Annotated in this window: 19 protein-coding genes; 2 read left to right on the top strand and 17 right to left on the bottom strand. The window is 57.3% G+C overall.

From position 1 onward, the window contains the following. Positions 1-38: 38 nt before the first annotated feature. The 8 genes from BKP64_RS03045 to ccmA are packed head-to-tail and all read right to left on the bottom strand — an operon-like array spanning position 39 to position 5,936. Positions 39-518 (bottom strand): cytochrome c-type biogenesis protein, encoded by a 480-nt coding sequence (locus tag BKP64_RS03045; RefSeq protein ID WP_070965870.1) that lies wholly within the window; start codon positions 516-518, stop codon positions 39-41. Continuing rightward, on the bottom strand, positions 518-1,054 hold the full coding sequence (locus tag BKP64_RS03040; RefSeq protein WP_070965867.1) for a DsbE family thiol:disulfide interchange protein: 537 nt from the start codon (positions 1,052-1,054) through the stop codon (positions 518-520). The genes BKP64_RS03045 and BKP64_RS03040 overlap by 1 nt, the downstream gene beginning before the upstream one ends. Continuing rightward, on the bottom strand, positions 1,051-3,054 hold the full coding sequence (locus BKP64_RS03035; RefSeq protein ID WP_070965864.1) for a heme lyase CcmF/NrfE family subunit: 2,004 nt from the start codon (positions 3,052-3,054) through the stop codon (positions 1,051-1,053). The genes BKP64_RS03040 and BKP64_RS03035 overlap by 4 nt, the downstream gene beginning before the upstream one ends. Before the next feature lie 35 nt (positions 3,055-3,089). Continuing rightward, entirely contained in the window at positions 3,090-3,551 is a 462-nt protein-coding gene (gene ccmE, locus BKP64_RS03030; RefSeq protein WP_070965861.1) for a cytochrome c maturation protein CcmE, read from the bottom strand. A gap of 14 nt (positions 3,552-3,565) precedes the next feature. Next, a complete protein-coding gene (gene ccmD / locus BKP64_RS03025) occupies positions 3,566-3,802 on the bottom strand; it encodes a heme exporter protein CcmD (RefSeq protein WP_070965858.1) in 237 nt (78 codons plus the stop codon). 3 nt (positions 3,803-3,805) lie between these two features. Next, positions 3,806-4,549: a heme ABC transporter permease CcmC gene (gene ccmC, locus BKP64_RS03020; RefSeq protein WP_070965855.1), complete on the bottom strand. Its 744-nt coding sequence runs from the start codon at positions 4,547-4,549 to the stop codon at positions 3,806-3,808. 33 nt (positions 4,550-4,582) lie between these two features. Next, positions 4,583-5,308 carry a heme exporter protein CcmB gene (gene ccmB / locus BKP64_RS03015; protein ID WP_070965853.1) on the bottom strand — a complete coding sequence of 242 codons (726 nt, stop codon included), beginning with the start codon at positions 5,306-5,308 and terminating at the stop codon, positions 4,583-4,585. Beyond that, on the bottom strand, positions 5,298-5,936 hold the full coding sequence (ccmA, locus tag BKP64_RS03010; RefSeq protein ID WP_070965850.1) for a cytochrome c biogenesis heme-transporting ATPase CcmA: 639 nt from the start codon (positions 5,934-5,936) through the stop codon (positions 5,298-5,300). Before ccmA ends, ccmB begins: the two co-directional genes overlap by 11 nt. A gap of 136 nt (positions 5,937-6,072) precedes the next feature. Here ccmA and fliK point away from each other — a divergent pair, with 136 nt between their 5' ends. After that, the gene (gene fliK / locus BKP64_RS03005; protein ID WP_227515487.1) at positions 6,073-7,449 is read left to right on the top strand and encodes a flagellar hook-length control protein FliK; all 1,377 of its coding nucleotides are present in this window, start codon (positions 6,073-6,075) and stop codon (positions 7,447-7,449) included. Then, on the top strand, positions 7,446-7,769 hold the full coding sequence (locus BKP64_RS03000) for an EscU/YscU/HrcU family type III secretion system export apparatus switch protein (protein ID WP_070965844.1): 324 nt from the start codon (positions 7,446-7,448) through the stop codon (positions 7,767-7,769). Before fliK ends, BKP64_RS03000 begins: the two co-directional genes overlap by 4 nt. Here the strand turns inward: BKP64_RS03000 and BKP64_RS02995 are convergent. From BKP64_RS02995 to BKP64_RS02955, 9 genes are all read right to left on the bottom strand, one after another. After that, a complete protein-coding gene (locus tag BKP64_RS02995; RefSeq protein ID WP_070965842.1) occupies positions 7,755-8,855 on the bottom strand; it encodes an ATP-binding protein in 1,101 nt (366 codons plus the stop codon). The two genes, BKP64_RS03000 and BKP64_RS02995, sit on opposite strands and share 15 nt — an antisense overlap. After that, positions 8,852-11,134: an ATPase, T2SS/T4P/T4SS family gene (locus BKP64_RS02990; RefSeq protein ID WP_070965839.1), complete on the bottom strand. Its 2,283-nt coding sequence runs from the start codon at positions 11,132-11,134 to the stop codon at positions 8,852-8,854. The genes BKP64_RS02995 and BKP64_RS02990 overlap by 4 nt, the downstream gene beginning before the upstream one ends. Before the next feature lie 26 nt (positions 11,135-11,160). Next, positions 11,161-11,553 carry a DUF2802 domain-containing protein gene (locus tag BKP64_RS02985; protein WP_070965837.1) on the bottom strand — a complete coding sequence of 131 codons (393 nt, stop codon included), beginning with the start codon at positions 11,551-11,553 and terminating at the stop codon, positions 11,161-11,163. A 66-nt stretch (positions 11,554-11,619) separates the two neighbouring features. Further along, on the bottom strand, positions 11,620-12,108 hold the full coding sequence (locus BKP64_RS02980) for a chemotaxis protein CheW (RefSeq protein WP_070965835.1): 489 nt from the start codon (positions 12,106-12,108) through the stop codon (positions 11,620-11,622). 134 nt (positions 12,109-12,242) lie between these two features. Then, on the bottom strand, positions 12,243-13,040 hold the full coding sequence (locus tag BKP64_RS02975; RefSeq protein WP_070965832.1) for a chemotaxis protein CheW: 798 nt from the start codon (positions 13,038-13,040) through the stop codon (positions 12,243-12,245). Then, entirely contained in the window at positions 13,033-13,830 is a 798-nt protein-coding gene (locus BKP64_RS02970) for a ParA family protein (protein WP_070965829.1), read from the bottom strand. The genes BKP64_RS02975 and BKP64_RS02970 overlap by 8 nt, the downstream gene beginning before the upstream one ends. Positions 13,831-14,035: 205 nt before the next feature. Then, complete coding sequence (gene motD, locus BKP64_RS02965; RefSeq protein WP_070965827.1) at positions 14,036-14,818, bottom strand: flagellar motor protein MotD; 783 nt, start codon at positions 14,816-14,818, stop codon at positions 14,036-14,038. A gap of 21 nt (positions 14,819-14,839) precedes the next feature. After that, the gene (locus tag BKP64_RS02960) at positions 14,840-15,580 is read right to left on the bottom strand and encodes a flagellar motor protein (protein WP_070965825.1); all 741 of its coding nucleotides are present in this window, start codon (positions 15,578-15,580) and stop codon (positions 14,840-14,842) included. After that, positions 15,580-16,746 carry a protein-glutamate methylesterase/protein-glutamine glutaminase gene (locus BKP64_RS02955; protein WP_070965823.1) on the bottom strand — a complete coding sequence of 389 codons (1,167 nt, stop codon included), beginning with the start codon at positions 16,744-16,746 and terminating at the stop codon, positions 15,580-15,582. The genes BKP64_RS02960 and BKP64_RS02955 overlap by 1 nt, the downstream gene beginning before the upstream one ends. Positions 16,747-16,770 lie beyond the last annotated feature (24 nt).

The following is a 16,770-nucleotide window of genomic DNA, read 5'->3' as shown; positions in this document are numbered from 1 at the left end:
ACTGGTTCAGTAATGGGTGCAGCAGAAAACAGGCTGGTTCAGGCGCTTTTGTCCTGATCGTTTTCTGCGAGAATCTTTTCGACTCGGGCTTTCTCTTCGGCCGTGAGCGCCGGCGCCTGACTGCTGCCTCGACGCGAACGGACCACCACGCCAGCAACTACCAGGAGACCGCCAATAACAGCGATGGCCGGTGTCGCCCAAAGCAGAATGGTCCGTTTCTCCACCTTCGGCTTGTATCGAATGAACTCACCGAAGCGAGCCTCAAGAGCACTCACAATCTCCTCATTGCTGGCTCCGCCCCGCATCATACGATAGACCTCAGCCCGCATGTCCTTGGAAATCGGAGCCGCGGAATCAGCGATGTTCTGGTTCTGACACTTCGGGCAACGCAACTCTTCAGCCAGATTCTGAAACCGCATCTCCTCGTCCACGGAATCAAATTCATAGACGTCCGCCACTTCAGCCATTGCTGCGCCAGAAAACAAGACGAATAACAGAGCCGGTAAGAACCTGAACATCAACCATTCTCCCGAGCGTCGTTGATAACAGGAAGCAGAGTTTCCTCCCAGACTTTCTCATTGACCACACCAACGTGGCGGTATCGAACAACGCCACTGGCATCAATCACAAAGGTCTCCGGTGCGCCATAAACGCCCATATCGAAACCGAGAGTGCCTTTCGGATCATAGATCGTCGTCTGATACGGATCACCAAGGCGGTCCAGCCAAACCAGTGCATCTGCACGATCGTCCTTATAGTTAAGGCCGATAATTGACACGCCCTTTTCACGGGCGAGCCACATCAGATCCCCATGCTCATCCCGGCAGGAGGGGCACCAGGTTCCCCAGACATTCAGCAACTGGACCTTACCCTTAAGCAGGCCCTGATCCAGTTTCACATCCGGATCGTGCAGATCCGCAAGATTAAACGCGGGCACCGGCTTGCCGATGAGCGCCGATTCCAGTTTCGTGGGATCTTTGCCGATACCGGCGAACAGTACAACGCCCAGTATCAAAGCCACCAGGAGCGGCAGAAACAGGAGGAACCGCTTCATGGCGCGGCTCCTGCGGGATCTTCAGGACCCCGCACCGGCTGTAAGCTGGCTGGTCGCCGCTCGTCGGCGCGCTCACGAATCCGGTAACGCCGATCGGCGATAGCGAGGAAGCCACCTGCGGCCATGAACAATGCCCCGAGCCAGAGCCAGCGAACCAGTGGTTTGTATTGCAGACGAATGGCCCAGGCGTCTTCAGAAATCTGCTCACCGATAGCCACGAAAATGTCACGGAAAAGTCCGGCATCAATATCCGCCTCGGTCATGACGCTCATCCCGACTGCGTACCGGCGCTTTTCCGGATGCAGCTCAGCAACTTGCTCACCGTCGAGAAGGACATCAAAACTGCCGTATTGGGCAGTAAAGTTCGGTCCACGACGGTCGCCAATATCCCGGAACACGAACTGGTAGTCCCCCACGGTGGCTACATCACCGGGAATCATGCGCACATCCCGCTCAATGCCATAGTTGGATACAACAGTCGCACCCGCCATGGTAATGGCCAGCCCAAGGTGCCCCAGAACCATGCCGTAATAACTCCGGGACTGACGCCTTAGACCATGAATACGCCCTTTGCGCGAAGAAGACTTATCCCAGAGATCCCAAATAGTCGCCAGGACCACCCAACTGGATGAGAAAACGCCGGCGAATGCCCAGGGTTTGAAACCACCATACCCTATGACAACAGCGGTGCTGACGATCAGACTGACTGCCAGTGGCCAGAGCAATTTACGCGCAAGCCAGCCACCATCGGTTTTTTTCCAGCGGGAAAAAATCCCGACACCCATCAAAAGACCGGTAGCTACCGCCAGCGGACTGAAGGTGAGGTTGAAGAACGGCTCACCAATGGAGAGCTTGCCCATATCGAGATAGTCGAGGACCAGTGGATACAGTGTACCCACACCCACCAGCAACGTCGCTGATACCAGCAGGACGTTGTTCAGCAGCAGGAAGATCTCGCGGGAAAGGGAGCCGTAACTGGACCGGACATGAACAACGGGAGCGCGAAATGCGTAGAGGGTCAGGCTGGCCAGAACGGTAACCGCCAGCAACGCCAGCAGAAAGACACCTCGCTCCGGATCGGACGCAAATGCATGCACGGAAGTCAGCACACCGGAACGTACCAGGAATGTACCCAGCAGACTCAAAGCGAAAGTCACAATAGCGAGCAACACCGTCCAGCTTTTGAAAACGCCCCGCTTCTCCGTCACCGCCAGTGAGTGCATCAATGCCGTGCCGGCGAGCCAGGGCAAAAGGGACGCATTCTCGACCGGATCCCAGAACCACCAGCCGCCCCAGCCAAGTTCGTAATAAGCCCACCAACTGCCAAGGGCAATACCAACCGACAGGAATGACCATGCTACCGTCGTCCAGGGCCTGGACCAGCGTGCCCACGCAGCATCGAGCCGACCATTGATCAGTGCGGCGATGGCAAAAGCAAAGGCGACAGAGAAACCTACATACCCCATGTAGAGCATCGGGGGATGAACGATCAGGCCAAAGTCCTGGAGCAGAGGATTCAGATCCGCACCGTCAGCAGGAACATTGGGTAGCAGGCGATCAAACGGGTTGGAGGTAATGACAATAAACAGCAGAAAACCTACCGCAACCATTCCCAGAACGGAAAGCACCTGGGAAACCATAACCGACGGAAGGCGACGGCTGAAAATGGCGACCGCCAGTGTCCAGCCCGAGAGCATCAGGATCCACAGCAACAGTGACCCTTCATGCCCGCCCCATACGGCACTGAACTTGAAGTACCATGGCAGCAGGCTGTTACTGTTATTGGCAACATAAGAAACTGAAAAATCATCAGTCAGAAAGGCATGGGTCAAAACCGCAAACGCCAGACAGATAAAGACGAACAGGCCCGAAGCAAGTGGACGCGCGAACGCCTGAAGGTTATCCCTGCCGGTAATGGATCCGGCAAGGGGCACAACGGAGAGGAGCACTGCCAGCAACAGCGCGATAATCAGTGCGAGCTGTCCGAGTTCCGGATACATCAAAGCCCTCCAGCCATCTGGCCGTTAATGTGTTTTCAGTAAACTTCGGATTCACCGGCCTTGCCCTGGCCACCCGAAGCTTTCTTCAGGGCATCCGCGACTTCCGGTGGCATATAATTCTCATCGTGCTTAGCCAGCACCTGGTCCGCAACAAAATAGCCACGGCTGTCCAGGCGACCCATCGCTACCACGCCCTGGCCCTCAGCAAACAAATCAGGAAGGATTCCCGTATATTCCACCGGAACCGAAGCGTTGAAGTCCGTTACCCGGAATTCCACTTTCAGGCTATCCGGATCCCGGAGCACGGACCCTTCTTCCACCATGCCGCCGGCACGAATCCTGACATCCGCAGGAGCCTCGCCAGCAGAAATCTGCGTTGGGTCGTAGAACAGGTTGATGTTCTGTCGCAACGCATAGGTAGTCAGACCGACCGCAATAGCGATCCCTGCCACCAGAAACAGAACGATGGTCAGCCGTTTTTTACGGGTTGGGTGCATTCGATACCTGCCATTCAGTCATGAGAAACGTTTACTCGGGTAAATGTCGCCGACGTGCGGGAAGTCAAAGCGTCACTCGTGCCCTCATCGGATTCGAAAGCACGGCGACAGGATTCAATCACGGCATTACGACGCTGAAGCGACCAGACCATCATACCGGCCATCAGGATAAAAAATACGCCATAACAAGCCCATACGTAAGGGCCGTGGCCTTCCATCGCAAGAAATGCTGCAAAGGATTCAAACGCCATCTATCAGTTCCTCCCTGCCATAACCAGATCCCTCACCCAGCGGGTGCGCTGCTCCCGCAGCATGATTTCCGTCTGCATCCGCAGGCACGCCAGCCAGCCGAACAGCAGGTAGAGCCCGAGGATGGAAAGCAACAAGGGCACCCACATTTCTGCGGGCATAGTCGGCTTCTCGGTTAGCTTGAAGGTGGCCGGCTGGTGCAGGGTGTTCCACCATTCTACGGAGTATTTGATAATCGGGATGTTCACTACACCCACAAGCACCAGAACCGCAACGGCGCGGGCTGCCGATTTTTCATCATTGATGGCTCTGTCCAGGGCAATCACGCCACCGTAGAGAAACAGTAGGATCAGCATGGACGTCAGGCGGGCATCCCAGATCCACCAGGTTCCCCAGGTTGGCTTGCCCCAGACCGCGCCGGTAAAGAGTGCTAAGAACGTGAGGACCAGCCCAACCGGCGCCACAGCCTTAACAAAAACATCAGCCAGCTTCATTCGCCAAACCAGCGTCACCACGCCGGCGACCGCCATCATGACATACGCTGACTGGGCCAGAAACGCCGTCGGGACGTGGATAAAAATAATGCGGTAACTGTTGCCCTGGAGGTAATCCTTGGGCGCAAACGCCAGCCCCCATATAACTCCGGCCATCAGCAGGGCAATACCGCCAACCAGAAGCCAGGGCATCAACCTGGTGGCAATCCCGAAGAACCATTTGGGCGACCCCAGTTTATGAAAGAACTGCCACATCAGATGGATACCCTGTAAATCATCACGTTATTCCTATGCGTTGGACAGGCTGATTCTCAAGGCCGCAGCCGAGGCGAAGGGAGCCAGTGTCGTTGCCAGCACCAGAAACGCCGCCATCAAAGCCAGATAGCCACCCACCGGAGCGCTATCAGCCGCCGCCGCTACCGTTCCCGTTCCAAAAATCAGGACTGGAATGTACAGCGGAATGATCAGCAGGGACAAGAGCACACCGGCCGATCGCAATCCCAGAGTCAACGCTGCGCCAATGGAGCCAATCAGGCTCAGCACCGGCGTGCCAATCAGCAGCGTTAGACACAAAACAGCAATAGAGTTCCCCTCCAAATGCACCATGACACCGAGAACCGGGGTCAACAGGACCAGTGGCAACCCGGTGAGCATCCAGTGTGCAAGCGTTTTTGCCAATACCAGCAGGAATAGCGGCTGGGACTGGAGCACCAGCTGTTCCAGGGTGCCGTCATCGAAGTCATGCCGAAACAGGTGGTCAAGGGACAGCAACACGGACAACAGGGCAGCCACCCACAGGATACCCGCACCGGCTTCTCGCAGGAATGACACTTCCGGACTAACCCCAAGCGGAAACAAGGTGACGACCATGACAAAAAAGAGCAAGGGGTTAAGCAAATCCTGCCGTTGCCGGAAGGCTACTTTCATATCCCGGGTGAAGACGGCCTTCATTGCATCAAGAGAGCCAACGCTGCTATCGAGGGGCTTCATTACCGGACGGGCATCAGCATTCATCGTTCTGCCCTCCCCCAAGTTCGATACTCTTCATGCCCGGGAGCCTGAGGTCGTGGTGGGTGGTTACTACCACAGCACCGCCTTCTGCTGCGCGCTGCTGCAGCAGAGCTTCAATAGCGGCGACACCGTTGGCATCTATGGCGGTGAACACTTCATCCAGCAGCCACAAGGGCTCATCAGCGATCAGTAACCGCGCCAGAGCAACCCGTCTCTGCTGCCCCGCGGACAGGTTTCGACAGGGTACATCCTGAAAGCCGGCCAACCCGGTGCCGTCAAGGGCCTCGCGAAGAACGCGATCCGGCACCGGTTGCCTTCCCGCCATCAGAGCGCGCAGATTCTCGACCGGTGTCAGCAGTGACTTGATGCCCGGCCTATGCCCCAGGTAAAGCATGTTCCGGAGGAAGTCTTCACGCTGGGTAGACCTTGAGTCGCCACACCACAGCAGGTCACCTGACCAGGCATCATTCAGACCGGCCAGGATACGTAAAAGAGTGGTTTTACCAGAGCCATTGGGGCCCTCGACACGGGTAACCGTCCCGGGCAATATGGAGAACGAAAGGTCACGGAATAAAATCCGTTTATCCCTCTCACACTGCAGATTGACAGCCTGTAGTAACGGCTCAGACATCAGGGCCCCGTAACCAGGACGATGCGCGCCTTGGCGGCATCGGGTGTATTCACGACTGACACAGCGGGTGCAGACATTATTCACGGCAGGAGTCGCCGGCGCGGCGTATTATAACGAAAGCGCTCCCGGAATACTCTTGTCTAACATCAAATCGGTAAAGATGAAATTACCCAGCAGCCAACAGCCTCCTGTGCCTCAGGGGCAAAAAACGGTATCACCCGCCCCGCCAACCGAAACAATGACGCAGGGCCGGGACCCTGTCGCCCTGTCAGCGCGGCAGCAGCTGGAACAGTTACAGCTGGCCAATCGCGAAACCACCCTGGCAAGGGTCGCAGAAGTTATTAGCCGCCAGGGTGCGGCCGGTTCGGACATATTGCTGGACGTTCGCGGTAAATCGTTACTGGTACAGGCCGCAATAGGTCGTACTGAACTTGAAACCGGGGACTGGGTCAAGGTTTTGCGCGCTGGCAATGAACTGCAACTGATGGGAAAGCTGGCGCCCGCACCGGAAGCCGGAATTGCCAGGGCTCTGGCTCAGCGGATGCCCTGGCAACAGGATCTCCAAGGTGGGCTGACCAGGCTTTTGACCAGCCTGACCCAGGGCTTGAAGCCCGACGCCCTGCCCGGCCAGCCGCCCTCCGAACGCACAGCCCGGCCAATGCCCGAAGCCGCCCGCCAGGCTTTACAGCAGGTTCTGTCCAGGCTTCCGCCGGGGACAACGATTCAACCGGGCACCGGAGCCCAGGACCAGACCCTGCAACAGATGAAACAGTGGATTTCAGAGAGCGGCCTGTTTGCCGAATCCCGGCTGGCACAGACGCCCTCAGCATCTCTGCCAGACCTCAAACTGGCCATAGGTAGGGTGATCACAGCATTGCTCGCACAACAAGGCGAGGGCCCGGAAGGATTCAACCGGCTGACGCCCCTTGCCTCTCCGGAACTGGTGCAGGCCCCGCTCCAGTTTCCCCAGGCCATGGCACTGACCCCGCCGGCGAGCGCCGATGGAGAGCCTACAACGGTCGGCCAGATGCTTCGCCTGCTGGCAGGAATGCTGAACCGGATTACGGTCAATCAGCTCCACAGTCAGGTACTGACGGCCCGTGCCGGGGGTGAGGCACCGGCGCCAGTATCCACCTTGCTGCTGGAGCTACCCTGGCTAACGCCACAGAACGAACCACGAATTGCCCAGGTTCGCATTGAACAGCACTCAGAGGAACAGCGTGGACAGAGCAGCCAGCACAAAGCGGCCAGCGAATGGAGGCTTGCGCTGGCCATGGATCTGGACGAGGCTGGCCTGATGCATTTTGACGTCTCTTTGCGCCATCAAAGCGTCAGCGCTCGCGTCTGGGCCGAAAAGCAAACGACCTTGCGCCAGATCCACGAGGAACTGCCTCTGCTCAGACAGAGCCTGACAGACCTCGGGCTGGAAGTAACGGATCTGGAGTGCCGCCGGGGCAGCCCGGAACACCCGGCAACCCGGTTAGAGCACAGACTGGTGGATACCCGCGTATGACGGACAAGCAATCGAACCCCACGCCCAATGCCGCTGTCGCGTTGAAATACGACGGAGAAAGAGCCCCCACTATCACGGCCACGGGCACCCATGAACTGGCGGACGAAATAATCCGCATTGCGCGGGACCACAATGTGCCCCTGTATGAGAATGCGGAACTGGCGAGCATTCTTGCCCGCTTATCCCTGAACGAAGAGATTCCCGAGAGCCTCTACCGGGTCATTGCCGAAATTCTGGCGTTCGCTTTCCATATCCGGGGCCGAACGCCCGACGATGCCCGAGGCGAAAACTCATCCGGGACCGAATCACTGGATCAGTGAGCGTAAATCCCAGGCCTGCCGCCAGTTCTCGCCCTTCCTCGGCGCCACGGTGGTCTCGAAGTAATGGCGCAAACGCCGGCGATCCTCCGGCTGATCCTTGAGGGCTGAGCCGATGATGTGGTGCATCAGTTGTTCCACCGACAGGCAGCCACCACCGTAATACCAGGCACTGAGACTGGCGGCGTGCGCGACAGAGACCGCTTCAGCTGTGGAGAGAGCCGACCCGGCGAGGCGGTCGGTACTGCGGCCATCGAGTGTCTGACCATTCCGCAACTCATGGAACATCGTGACCAGGATTTCGATGACCGATTCGTCCAGGTCGACGTCGATGCCGGCATATGTGTTGGCCTTTCGGACTTCCCGGAGCACAACGCCCATTTCATCCGGGAGGCTGCGGATTGGCCTGATCTCCTCAAAATCCATCCGCCGTTTCAACGCCGCGCTCATCTCGTGCACCCCGGCATCAACGCTGTTAGATGTGGCGACCACATTGAAGCCCTCACGAGCAAGAACCACGCCGTCATCCCCTGCGAGCTCGGGAATAACGACAACCCTGTCTGACAAGACCGACAACAAAGCATCCTGAAGTGCTTGCGGGCAACGGGCAATTTCTTCGAACCGGACAATTTGGCCTTCGATCATGCCGCGAAGCAACGGGCTTGGAACCAGAGCCTCCCGGCAAGGCCCCTTCGAGTGCAGGACTGACTCATTCCAGCTGTAGAGAAGCTGGCCAACATGACTCACGGCACCACCTTGAAGTGTCAGTGTGGACTTGCCGGAAATCGCCGCCGCCAGAAGTTCGGACAACCACGACTTGGCCGTGCCGGGCTCGCCCACCAGGAGACAGCCACGGCTGGTGCACAGGGAAATAATAATACGAACAACCATGGCTCGGTCGGCAACAAACTTGCGCTCGATGCCCAGGCTGTCGTCACCCATGACAAACTTTTCGACGGCACGGGGCGACAAACGCCAGCCTGGCGGCACCGGCCCTTTATCCAGCTCCACCAGTTTTGCCAGTTCGGCGGCATAAGTGATCTCCACCGGCTCACGCTGCGCTGCTTTCTGCTGTTTCTTACTGCTCATGAATGACTCCTGCGGCCACCGCGAACTTCTGGCGCCATGCGCTCCCTCGGCAGGATACGTGGCAGTTCAGACAGGGGAATAACGCCCTCGATCACGTGATCCAGTGCGCTATCGCGCATGGTCACCAAGCCTGCATCCAGGGCGCGCCAGCGCAACTCTCCGATAGGGGGCTGACTGGAAATGACATTGCGAATATCCGAGTCGACTTCCATGTACTCTACAATCGCAACCCGTCCCCGGGTGCCCCGACCATTGCACTTGTCACACCCCTCACCCTCGAAGCTGCGAAAATTGGCCGGCGGGCCGTCAGGGAACAGCTCCGCCAGAGTCACGCGGTCCGGCTTTGCCGGCTTCCGACAATGCTCGCAAATCCGCTTGGCCAGTCGCTGTGCAATCACTGCCAGCAACTCCCCGGCGATAGAGTTAGGATGAATGCCGAGATCATACAACCGCTGCAAGGAGTCCACGGCATCGTTACAGTGCAGCGTGGAGAGCACAACGTGACCAGTCTGGGAAGCTCGAATGGCCTCCAGTGCGGTTTCCTGGTCGCGAATTTCGCCCACCAGGATCACGTCCGGGTCTTCCCGAACAAAGGCCCGCATCGCATAGGCAAATCCAAAACCAATATCCGAGCGCACACGCGTCTGCTGGACATTGTCGATGGAAAACTCAATGGGGTCTTCTACGGTAATCACTTTGCGCCGGCCATCATCCGCGAGCGTCTGCAAGCCTGCGTAAAGTGTTGTGGACTTGCCTGAACCGGTCGGCCCGACGACCAGAACCAGACCCGCCGGGTTATCCAGCAGCCGCTGGTAACGAGCGCCAATCAGCCCGGACATACCCAATTCGGAAATGGTCATAGCCCGGCCGGTCTGGGGCAGCAGCCGGATAACCGCATGCTCACCATGCAAAGAAGGCTGGGTCTGGATGCGCAGGTCGTAAGCGGTGTCCCCCAGCTGTAGCCGTGAACGTCCGCCCTGGGGTAACCGATGCTCGGCAATATTCAGCTCTGCACGAAGCTTTATAACGTTGATAACGCCTTTGATTTCGCGTGGTGAGAGCTGATATTGGGGAAGGTCATGGAGGTCACCATCCACCCTCAGACGAATCCGGACCCGGTCGCCATACTGCTCAATATGAATATCGCTGGCCTTTTCGCTAACCGCATCAAGCAGGATGGCTTCATACACAGAGACAAGGTACGGGCTGACGTGCTTGTGCCCCGGCTCGCTCCCCAGGAGCTCACTGTTCTGGCCATTGATAAGCGGCTTCTCTTCAGCCCCTCCCGAGTGATCCGCCACGAAACGACTGCCTTTGACGGTAAGGTCCAGCGCCGACCAGAGCCGGCGGAAGTCCGTTGGCGTAACAAGCCGGCATTCAATAGTGTGGTTGGGGCTCAGGCGCTCCAGCTGATCCGTTCGCGCATCCGGGTCATCGGTAACAACGATGATTTTGCTGTCGTCCTCGGCCACCGGAATAACCCGGGAAAGGTCGAGAAACGTTCTCGAAAACCTTCGGAACAGCTTTGTATGGAGCTCAGGGAGCAAAGTTTCAGCATCGGTAAACCCCATACCCCGTTGCTGCGCCAGGGATCGATACAGACCGATTTCTTCGAGGTTGAGGTTGTGCCGGAGCACCTCCAATACAGGACAATTTTTCCCGGCAGCTTCAGCCTTGGCATCGGCCAGGACCTTTTCATCGACAATGCCCAGATCAATCAGGATCTGTTCGGAATTTCTGTTGAAGTCTACCCAGCCAAGGGTCCGGACACGTTCGAGCTTGCTGCCGTGTTTAACAAACATTGCCAGACTGGGCACTGGCCCTGCCTTACCCTCAAGACAAACCAGATGCCCCCCTTCCCTAAGGTGCGGTGCCACAACATTCCGTTCGCCGAGGAAGGTGGTACAAAGAATGGTGTCGCAGGGCTGGTCCAGCTCGAAGCCATCCTCAACAGCAACGGCCAGCACATCGACATTGTGCATGCCCAGATAAAAAAACCGCTTTCGGGCTGCCTCGGCTACCGCGGGGTTCTTATCAACATAGATCACCCGGTGAGCCAGCTCGGACAGAACTGCGGCAAGGTAGCCGGACCCGCCGCCCACATGCATAACGACCTGATCCGGTTCAATTTCCGGTAGCAGGTCGAGAATGTGGCTGACGGTTTCTTGGCGAGGTATGGAATGGCCGGTAATAGAGGAAACCAGGTCGGAACCGGCTACAAAATCGTGGCGGGATACAGCAAGGAGAGCCTCATGGGCCCTCGGATACACTCTTTTCATTCGGTAGCGTCCGTAACAACATGAAGTCAGGCCGCCTGGCGCTTTCTCAATGCTGACACCAGCTCGGCCTCGGGACGGGAAATTCCGCAGGTATTCATAAGATCGTCGATATCCGCGCCCAGATCAACCAGCCGGGACGCCTCATCGTAGGAAATGCGCAGTGGATCATTCTGGCGCATTTCATCAAGAGTGGTCCGAAGTTCATGGAGCTGTCGCTCGCAGGCCACAAGCCGCTGCCCTACTCCCATGCTGCCACTGGCCGTCGCATGCAACTCTCTGCCAAGAGTATCGCATCGGTCTTTAAGCGACGCTTTAAGGCGTCGGACCTGGCGAGCCTGGATCATGCCCTGAATAAAAACCAGGGATAATGCCGAAACAGTGAGTAGCCATGGAAGCCAGGAAGAAATTTCTGAAAACATGACGGACGTCTCCCGTTGTTAATGTCGACAGGCGTCCATCCCGGGTACTGTGGCCTATGCAGGCACTTACAGTGCTGAGATCTCAGCCCATTCGTTCTCTGACAGCATCTTGTCGAACTCGACCAGTATGATCAGTTCGCCATCCTTATTGCACACACCCTGGATAAACTTGGCACTTTCTTCGTTACCCACATTCGGTGCTGTTTCAATCTCACTGGACTTCAGGTAGACCACCTCAGCCACCGAGTCGACCAGAATACCCATGACCTGATTCGCCGACTCCATCACCACGATCCGGGTAGCATCTGTGACCTCTGCTTCCGCCAGTCCGAACCGGCGGCGGGTATCGATCACCGTAACCACATTGCCCCGAAGGTTGATAATGCCAAGTACATAGTCGGGAGCACCCGGCACTGGGGCGATTTCCGTGTACCTCAGCACTTCCTGAATCTGCATGACATTCAGACCGTAGGTCTCGTCATCCAGACGAAAAGTCACGTACTGCATTACCTGATCGTCGTGGGCCTGACTTTGCTGTCCGCTCGGGGATGCCATAGCGTTGTGTCTCCTCTGTGGCTGCCCGGCGGGCAACCTGATCGTCAAAAAAACATCATCAGTGCCCAATACTATAGTTAAGGGCACAAACCGTGCCAGCACGGCATGGTTTCAATCGGTAACCAACTTTATTCTCAACTCAGGTCAAGGTGGTGCTCCCGCTCTGCCCGCACCAGCAGATCGGCCATCGTGCGCACATCGATGAGTGCGCACATCTGATCAATCACCGTACCGGCCAGCCAGGGCCGCTTGCTGCGCGCAGTTCGCCAGCGCACCTCATCCGGTTTGAGCGTGAAGGACTGGGCCACGTCATCGCAGGCGAGCCCCCAGTCACTGTTATCGAGCCGAATAACAAATCGATAGTTGTCCCGGGCGTTATCCGGCACCCGTCCAGCCATGATCCACTCCGCCGTATCCACAACCCGAAGGTTCTGGTCACGGTCCGGACGGATACCCATATACCACCTGGGGCTGCCGGGAATGGGCCGAATCTCTTCTTCAACCCGGTGTATGGCTCCCAAAAGAATAAGAGGCACTGCAAGCTGAAGCCCGGCTACGGTAAAAATCAGGCACTCAAACGGCTTCTCCGACCACTCCGGCCGTGAGGGTGGCGCCACCGGCTCCCGCCCGACATCGGGCTCGCTGCTCGATTCCACCGAAGGAGTTTTGGCAACTGCCGGGGGCTCCACTGCCGGCACCGGGGATACTACCTTACGCTCCGCTGGCCTCGGTGTCGTTTTTTCGGCAACTTTCTCCGCCTCTACCCCAACCGCCGCTCTGACCTCGGACCGTAGCTTTACTTCCGGCTCAGGCGTTTCGGCAACCGATTTTTCCTGCAGCGCCTGATCCGTCGCCGTATGCAGCAGCTCGTCCAGATAACTGGCGATGGCATTTGCCGGATCCGCCAGGCTTGTCAATTTTCCGTCAGCCATGCTGACGCTCCTTCACTGACCCGGTGCGAACCAACAAGTCGTCCAGCAAATGACGGTAGGCCCGAACGCCATGGGTCTCGGCATCCAATCCTGACGGGGTGGTGCCGGCCTGGCTCGCATCGCGGAACTTGGTATCCACCGGAACGGCGAAGCGCCACAAGCTGTCTGAATACGTCTTGCGCAGAAGATTCAGACTCTTCACGGAGGCCTGGGTCCGGCGATCAAAGAGCGTCGGAACAATTGTGTATGGTAGCTCGTTCTTTTGGGACCGCATGATCATCTGAAGTGTATGAAGCATCCGCTCGAGCCCCTTGATCGCCAGAAACTCCGTCTGTACCGGGATCACGAGGTGCTGGGCTGCGGCCAGTGCGTTCACCATCAACACCCCGAGCGACGGTGTGTTATCCAGAATCACATAGTCAAAATCATCCCACAACTGAGCCAGACTGCGGGAAATAATCAGCCCCATCCCTTCCACGCCAACCATGCGGCGCTCCAGGGTGGCCAGCGCAGTACTGGCAGGCAACAGGGACAAGCCCTTGCAGCCGGTTTCCGTAATCAGCTGCGCTGGCAGTCCCTCAGGTACTTTGCCCTGATGCTGGAACAGATCAAACACACTGTGAGCAAGGGTGTCGGGATCGTACCCGAACCAGCTGGTCAGCGAGCCGTGAGGGTCAAGATCCACAACCAGTACGCGCTGACCACGCTCAGCCAGCAAGCCGCCCAACGCGACCACAGATGTGGTCTTCCCCACACCACCTTTCTGATTGGCTACTGCCCAGATTCGCACGCTTGTTTCTCCAGAGAATACGTCATAACCGAAAGTCACTATCGGCTGCATTCCAGTGTATCGGCAAATTCGCCCCCAACTTGAAGGGAAAAAGTTCCAAAGTCCATCAGGGAGCGGCAACCGATTGCCGTAACAGATTCATTACCATGGAGTAATACAGGAACCATGCCAAGGGGGATATACGCATGTGCCGAGCAAGCTTCGATTACCGCATGGCACCGCGTATGCTGGCATCCCGGGATACCAGCAGGACTACCCTGCGATTACGGCGACGGCCCTCTTCCGTATCATTGCGGGCGATCGGCTGGAACTGGCCATAACCCACAGCTGCCAGTCGCTCAGGTTCAACGCCCTCCATTGCCAACATTCGAACAACCGCCGCTGCACGAGCGGCGGATAATTCCCAGTTGGAGGGAAAGCGCTGGGTATTAATCCTCTGGTTGTCAGTAAAACCTTCTATTTTTACGGCATTATCCCTGTCCCGTAAAACCCCGGCGATCTTATCTATCACATCAAAGGCATCATAATGGGGTTCGGCATCGCCACTGCTAAACAGGAGACTGTTGGGCAGGTTAAGCTCCAGCCAGCGGTCACTGGTTTCGAGCGTGATAACACCCTGATTGATCAGTTCGTCAAACTCCATGGCCAGCTGGTCTGCCATAGCTTTCAATGCCTCGGTCCGGGCCTGAGCATCCATTTCGGGGTTACGGGGAGCTTCGGTGACTGCCGGCGGTATAACGCCTTCCGACGGCGTATTCAGCGACCGCTGGGGCCGATCGCCCACCTCAATGGGTTGAAATGATCTCTGGGGGGAATTGAATACACCTGTCAGCGTCTCGGATAACACCTTGTATTTGCCTTCATTTACAGACGAGACCGAATACATGACGACAAAAAAAGCAAAGAGTAAGGTGATGAAGTCCGCATAGGAGATCAACCAGCGCTCTTTATTATGAAGCTCTACCTGGGGTCGCCTACGACGTCGCATAATAGAATGACCTGCCTACGCTTACTGCAGGAAGCCCCGCAGCCGCAACTCGATGGATTTCGGGTTTTCACCCTCAGCGATCGCGATAATGCCGTCGATCATCATGTCTTCGTAGCGGGTGCGATCACGGACAATACCCCGCATCTTGTTGGCGATCGGGAAAAACAAAAGGTTCGCAAGGGCTACGCCATAAATCGTGGCAACAAAGGCGGTGGCAATGCCACCACCCAGGGACTGGGGGTCTTCGAGGTTGGTCATCACCTGAATCAGACCCATCACCGCACCGATGATACCAATGGTGGGTGAGTACCCCCCCATGGCCTCAAACACTCGGGCAGATTCCTGGTCACGCTGCTCCCGGGATTCAAGATCCACTTCCATAATGCTGCGAATAGTCTCGGTCTCCGCACCATCCACCAGAAGCTGCAACCCTTTACGGGCAAACAGTTCCGGCTCCCGATCGGCCAGGCCTTCCAGACCTAAAAGCCCCTGTTTCCTGGCTTTCACACTCCAGTCAATTACCTTGCCAATGCCATCTTCCAGGCTGATAAACGGGGGAATGAAGACCCAACGTACCTGGGTAAAGGCCCGCTTGAGCGTCGGCCAGGAAGTTTGCAGGATGGTCGCTGCAAAGGTTCCGCCAACCACGATAAGCGCCGCCGGGCCGTTAAACAGGGAACTTAACGCACCGCCTTCGAGCAGATTGCCGCCAAGAATAGCGGCAAACGCCAATACGATTCCCAGCAGGCTAAGAATATCCATCAACAGACACCTTCTGCCAGTCGCGGACCGATCTCTTCCAGTGACAACACCTCATCACTGAGGCCTGCCTTTGCTACGGCCATAGGCATTCCGTATATCACCGACGACTTTTCATCCTGGGACCAGATATCCGAGCCGCTCTGTTTCATCATGCGGCAGCCTTCCTTACCGTCAGACCCCATGCCCGTCAGGATGACGCCGAGAGTTTTACCTGGAAAACTGCGGGCGAGCGAGCCAAAGGTAACATCCACACAGGGCTTGTAATTCAGCCGCTCATCACCGGGAAGGATGCGTATCCTAGCCTGTCCACCCCGGCTTTCGATCATCATCTGCTTGCCACCAGGCGCCAACAGGGCGAGTCCCGGCTTCAGCACATCGCCATCCTCAGCCTGACGGACTTCAATTCTGCACAGTTTGTTCAGCCGCTCGGCAAATGCAGGGGTGAAGCTGGCAGGCATATGCTGCACCAGTACCAGCGGTGCGGGAAAGGACTGAGGCAGCGCTGTCAGCACCCGCTGCAACGCAACCGGACCGCCGGTGGAGGTTCCAATTCCGACCACGCTGTAGCGCTTGGCGGGCCCTCGTCGGGCGGCTCTTCTGGGATGCTCGGTTTCGGACGTGTGCTCCAGAGGCTTTGCGACGGGAGCCCGTCGCGAACCGGAGGAAGAGTCTGCACGCTGGCGTGATGGTGCAATGTCCTGATGCGTACGCGCGGCAGGCGCAGGCGCCACGGGCCGGGACGGAGCTGGCGTGACTCGGCCACCCGGCCTACTGCCGGCGACATCCAGAATTCGATCTATGAGTATCTTCTGGAGCTGGCTGCTATCCCGGGCAATCTCCTCGAAGTTTTTGGGCAGGAAGTCGACGGCCCCGGCTTCAAGGGCGTCCAACGTGACCCGGGCGCCCTCGTAGGTCAGTGAGGAGAACATCAGCACAGGCACAGGGTGCTTTCTCATGATTTCACGCACCGCCGAGATGCCATCCATAACCGGCATCTCGTAATCCATGGTGATAACGTCCGGCCTTAACTTCTCGGCCAGCTCAACACCCTCACGACCATTGGTTGCAGCACCCACAACCTTAATCTGACCGGAGCCGGTCAGAATTTCCGTCAGCCGTTTACGAAAAAAACCTGAATCATCAACGACCAGGACAGAAACTGTCATCCATTTCTCCTACCGAATCCTGAT

Source organism: Marinobacter salinus (genome assembly GCF_001854125.1).
GTDB classification, from domain to species: domain Bacteria; phylum Pseudomonadota; class Gammaproteobacteria; order Pseudomonadales; family Oleiphilaceae; genus Marinobacter; species Marinobacter salinus.
This window is presented reverse-complemented; position numbering and strand designations above follow the sequence as displayed.

What these genes read in the sequence shown, in the direction of transcription:
- BKP64_RS02980 (WP_070965835.1), bottom strand. Translation starts at nt 12,108, where the DNA reads ATGGCATCCCCGAGCGGACAGCAAAGTCAGGCCCACGACGATCAGGTA.
- BKP64_RS02990 (WP_070965839.1), bottom strand. Translation starts at nt 11,134, where the DNA reads ATGAAAAGAGTGTATCCGAGGGCCCATGAGGCTCTCCTTGCTGTATCC.
- BKP64_RS03035 (WP_070965864.1), bottom strand. Translation starts at nt 3,054, where the DNA reads ATGTATCCGGAACTCGGACAGCTCGCACTGATTATCGCGCTGTTGCTG.
- BKP64_RS02985 (WP_070965837.1), bottom strand. Translation starts at nt 11,553, where the DNA reads ATGTTTTCAGAAATTTCTTCCTGGCTTCCATGGCTACTCACTGTTTCG.
- ccmA (WP_070965850.1), bottom strand. Translation starts at nt 5,936, where the DNA reads ATGTCTGAGCCGTTACTACAGGCTGTCAATCTGCAGTGTGAGAGGGAT.
- BKP64_RS03000 (WP_070965844.1), top strand. Translation starts at nt 7,446, where the DNA reads ATGACGGACAAGCAATCGAACCCCACGCCCAATGCCGCTGTCGCGTTG.
- ccmE (WP_070965861.1), bottom strand. Translation starts at nt 3,551, where the DNA reads ATGCACCCAACCCGTAAAAAACGGCTGACCATCGTTCTGTTTCTGGTG.
- BKP64_RS02960 (WP_070965825.1), bottom strand. Translation starts at nt 15,580, where the DNA reads ATGGATATTCTTAGCCTGCTGGGAATCGTATTGGCGTTTGCCGCTATT.
- BKP64_RS03045 (WP_070965870.1), bottom strand. Translation starts at nt 518, where the DNA reads ATGTTCAGGTTCTTACCGGCTCTGTTATTCGTCTTGTTTTCTGGCGCA.
- BKP64_RS03040 (WP_070965867.1), bottom strand. Translation starts at nt 1,054, where the DNA reads ATGAAGCGGTTCCTCCTGTTTCTGCCGCTCCTGGTGGCTTTGATACTG.
- BKP64_RS02975 (WP_070965832.1), bottom strand. Translation starts at nt 13,040, where the DNA reads ATGGCTGACGGAAAATTGACAAGCCTGGCGGATCCGGCAAATGCCATC.
- ccmD (WP_070965858.1), bottom strand. Translation starts at nt 3,802, where the DNA reads ATGGCGTTTGAATCCTTTGCAGCATTTCTTGCGATGGAAGGCCACGGC.
- motD (WP_070965827.1), bottom strand. Translation starts at nt 14,818, where the DNA reads ATGCGACGTCGTAGGCGACCCCAGGTAGAGCTTCATAATAAAGAGCGC.
- BKP64_RS02955 (WP_070965823.1), bottom strand. Translation starts at nt 16,746, where the DNA reads ATGACAGTTTCTGTCCTGGTCGTTGATGATTCAGGTTTTTTTCGTAAA.
- BKP64_RS02995 (WP_070965842.1), bottom strand. Translation starts at nt 8,855, where the DNA reads ATGAGCAGTAAGAAACAGCAGAAAGCAGCGCAGCGTGAGCCGGTGGAG.
- ccmC (WP_070965855.1), bottom strand. Translation starts at nt 4,549, where the DNA reads ATGTGGCAGTTCTTTCATAAACTGGGGTCGCCCAAATGGTTCTTCGGG.
- ccmB (WP_070965853.1), bottom strand. Translation starts at nt 5,308, where the DNA reads ATGAATGCTGATGCCCGTCCGGTAATGAAGCCCCTCGATAGCAGCGTT.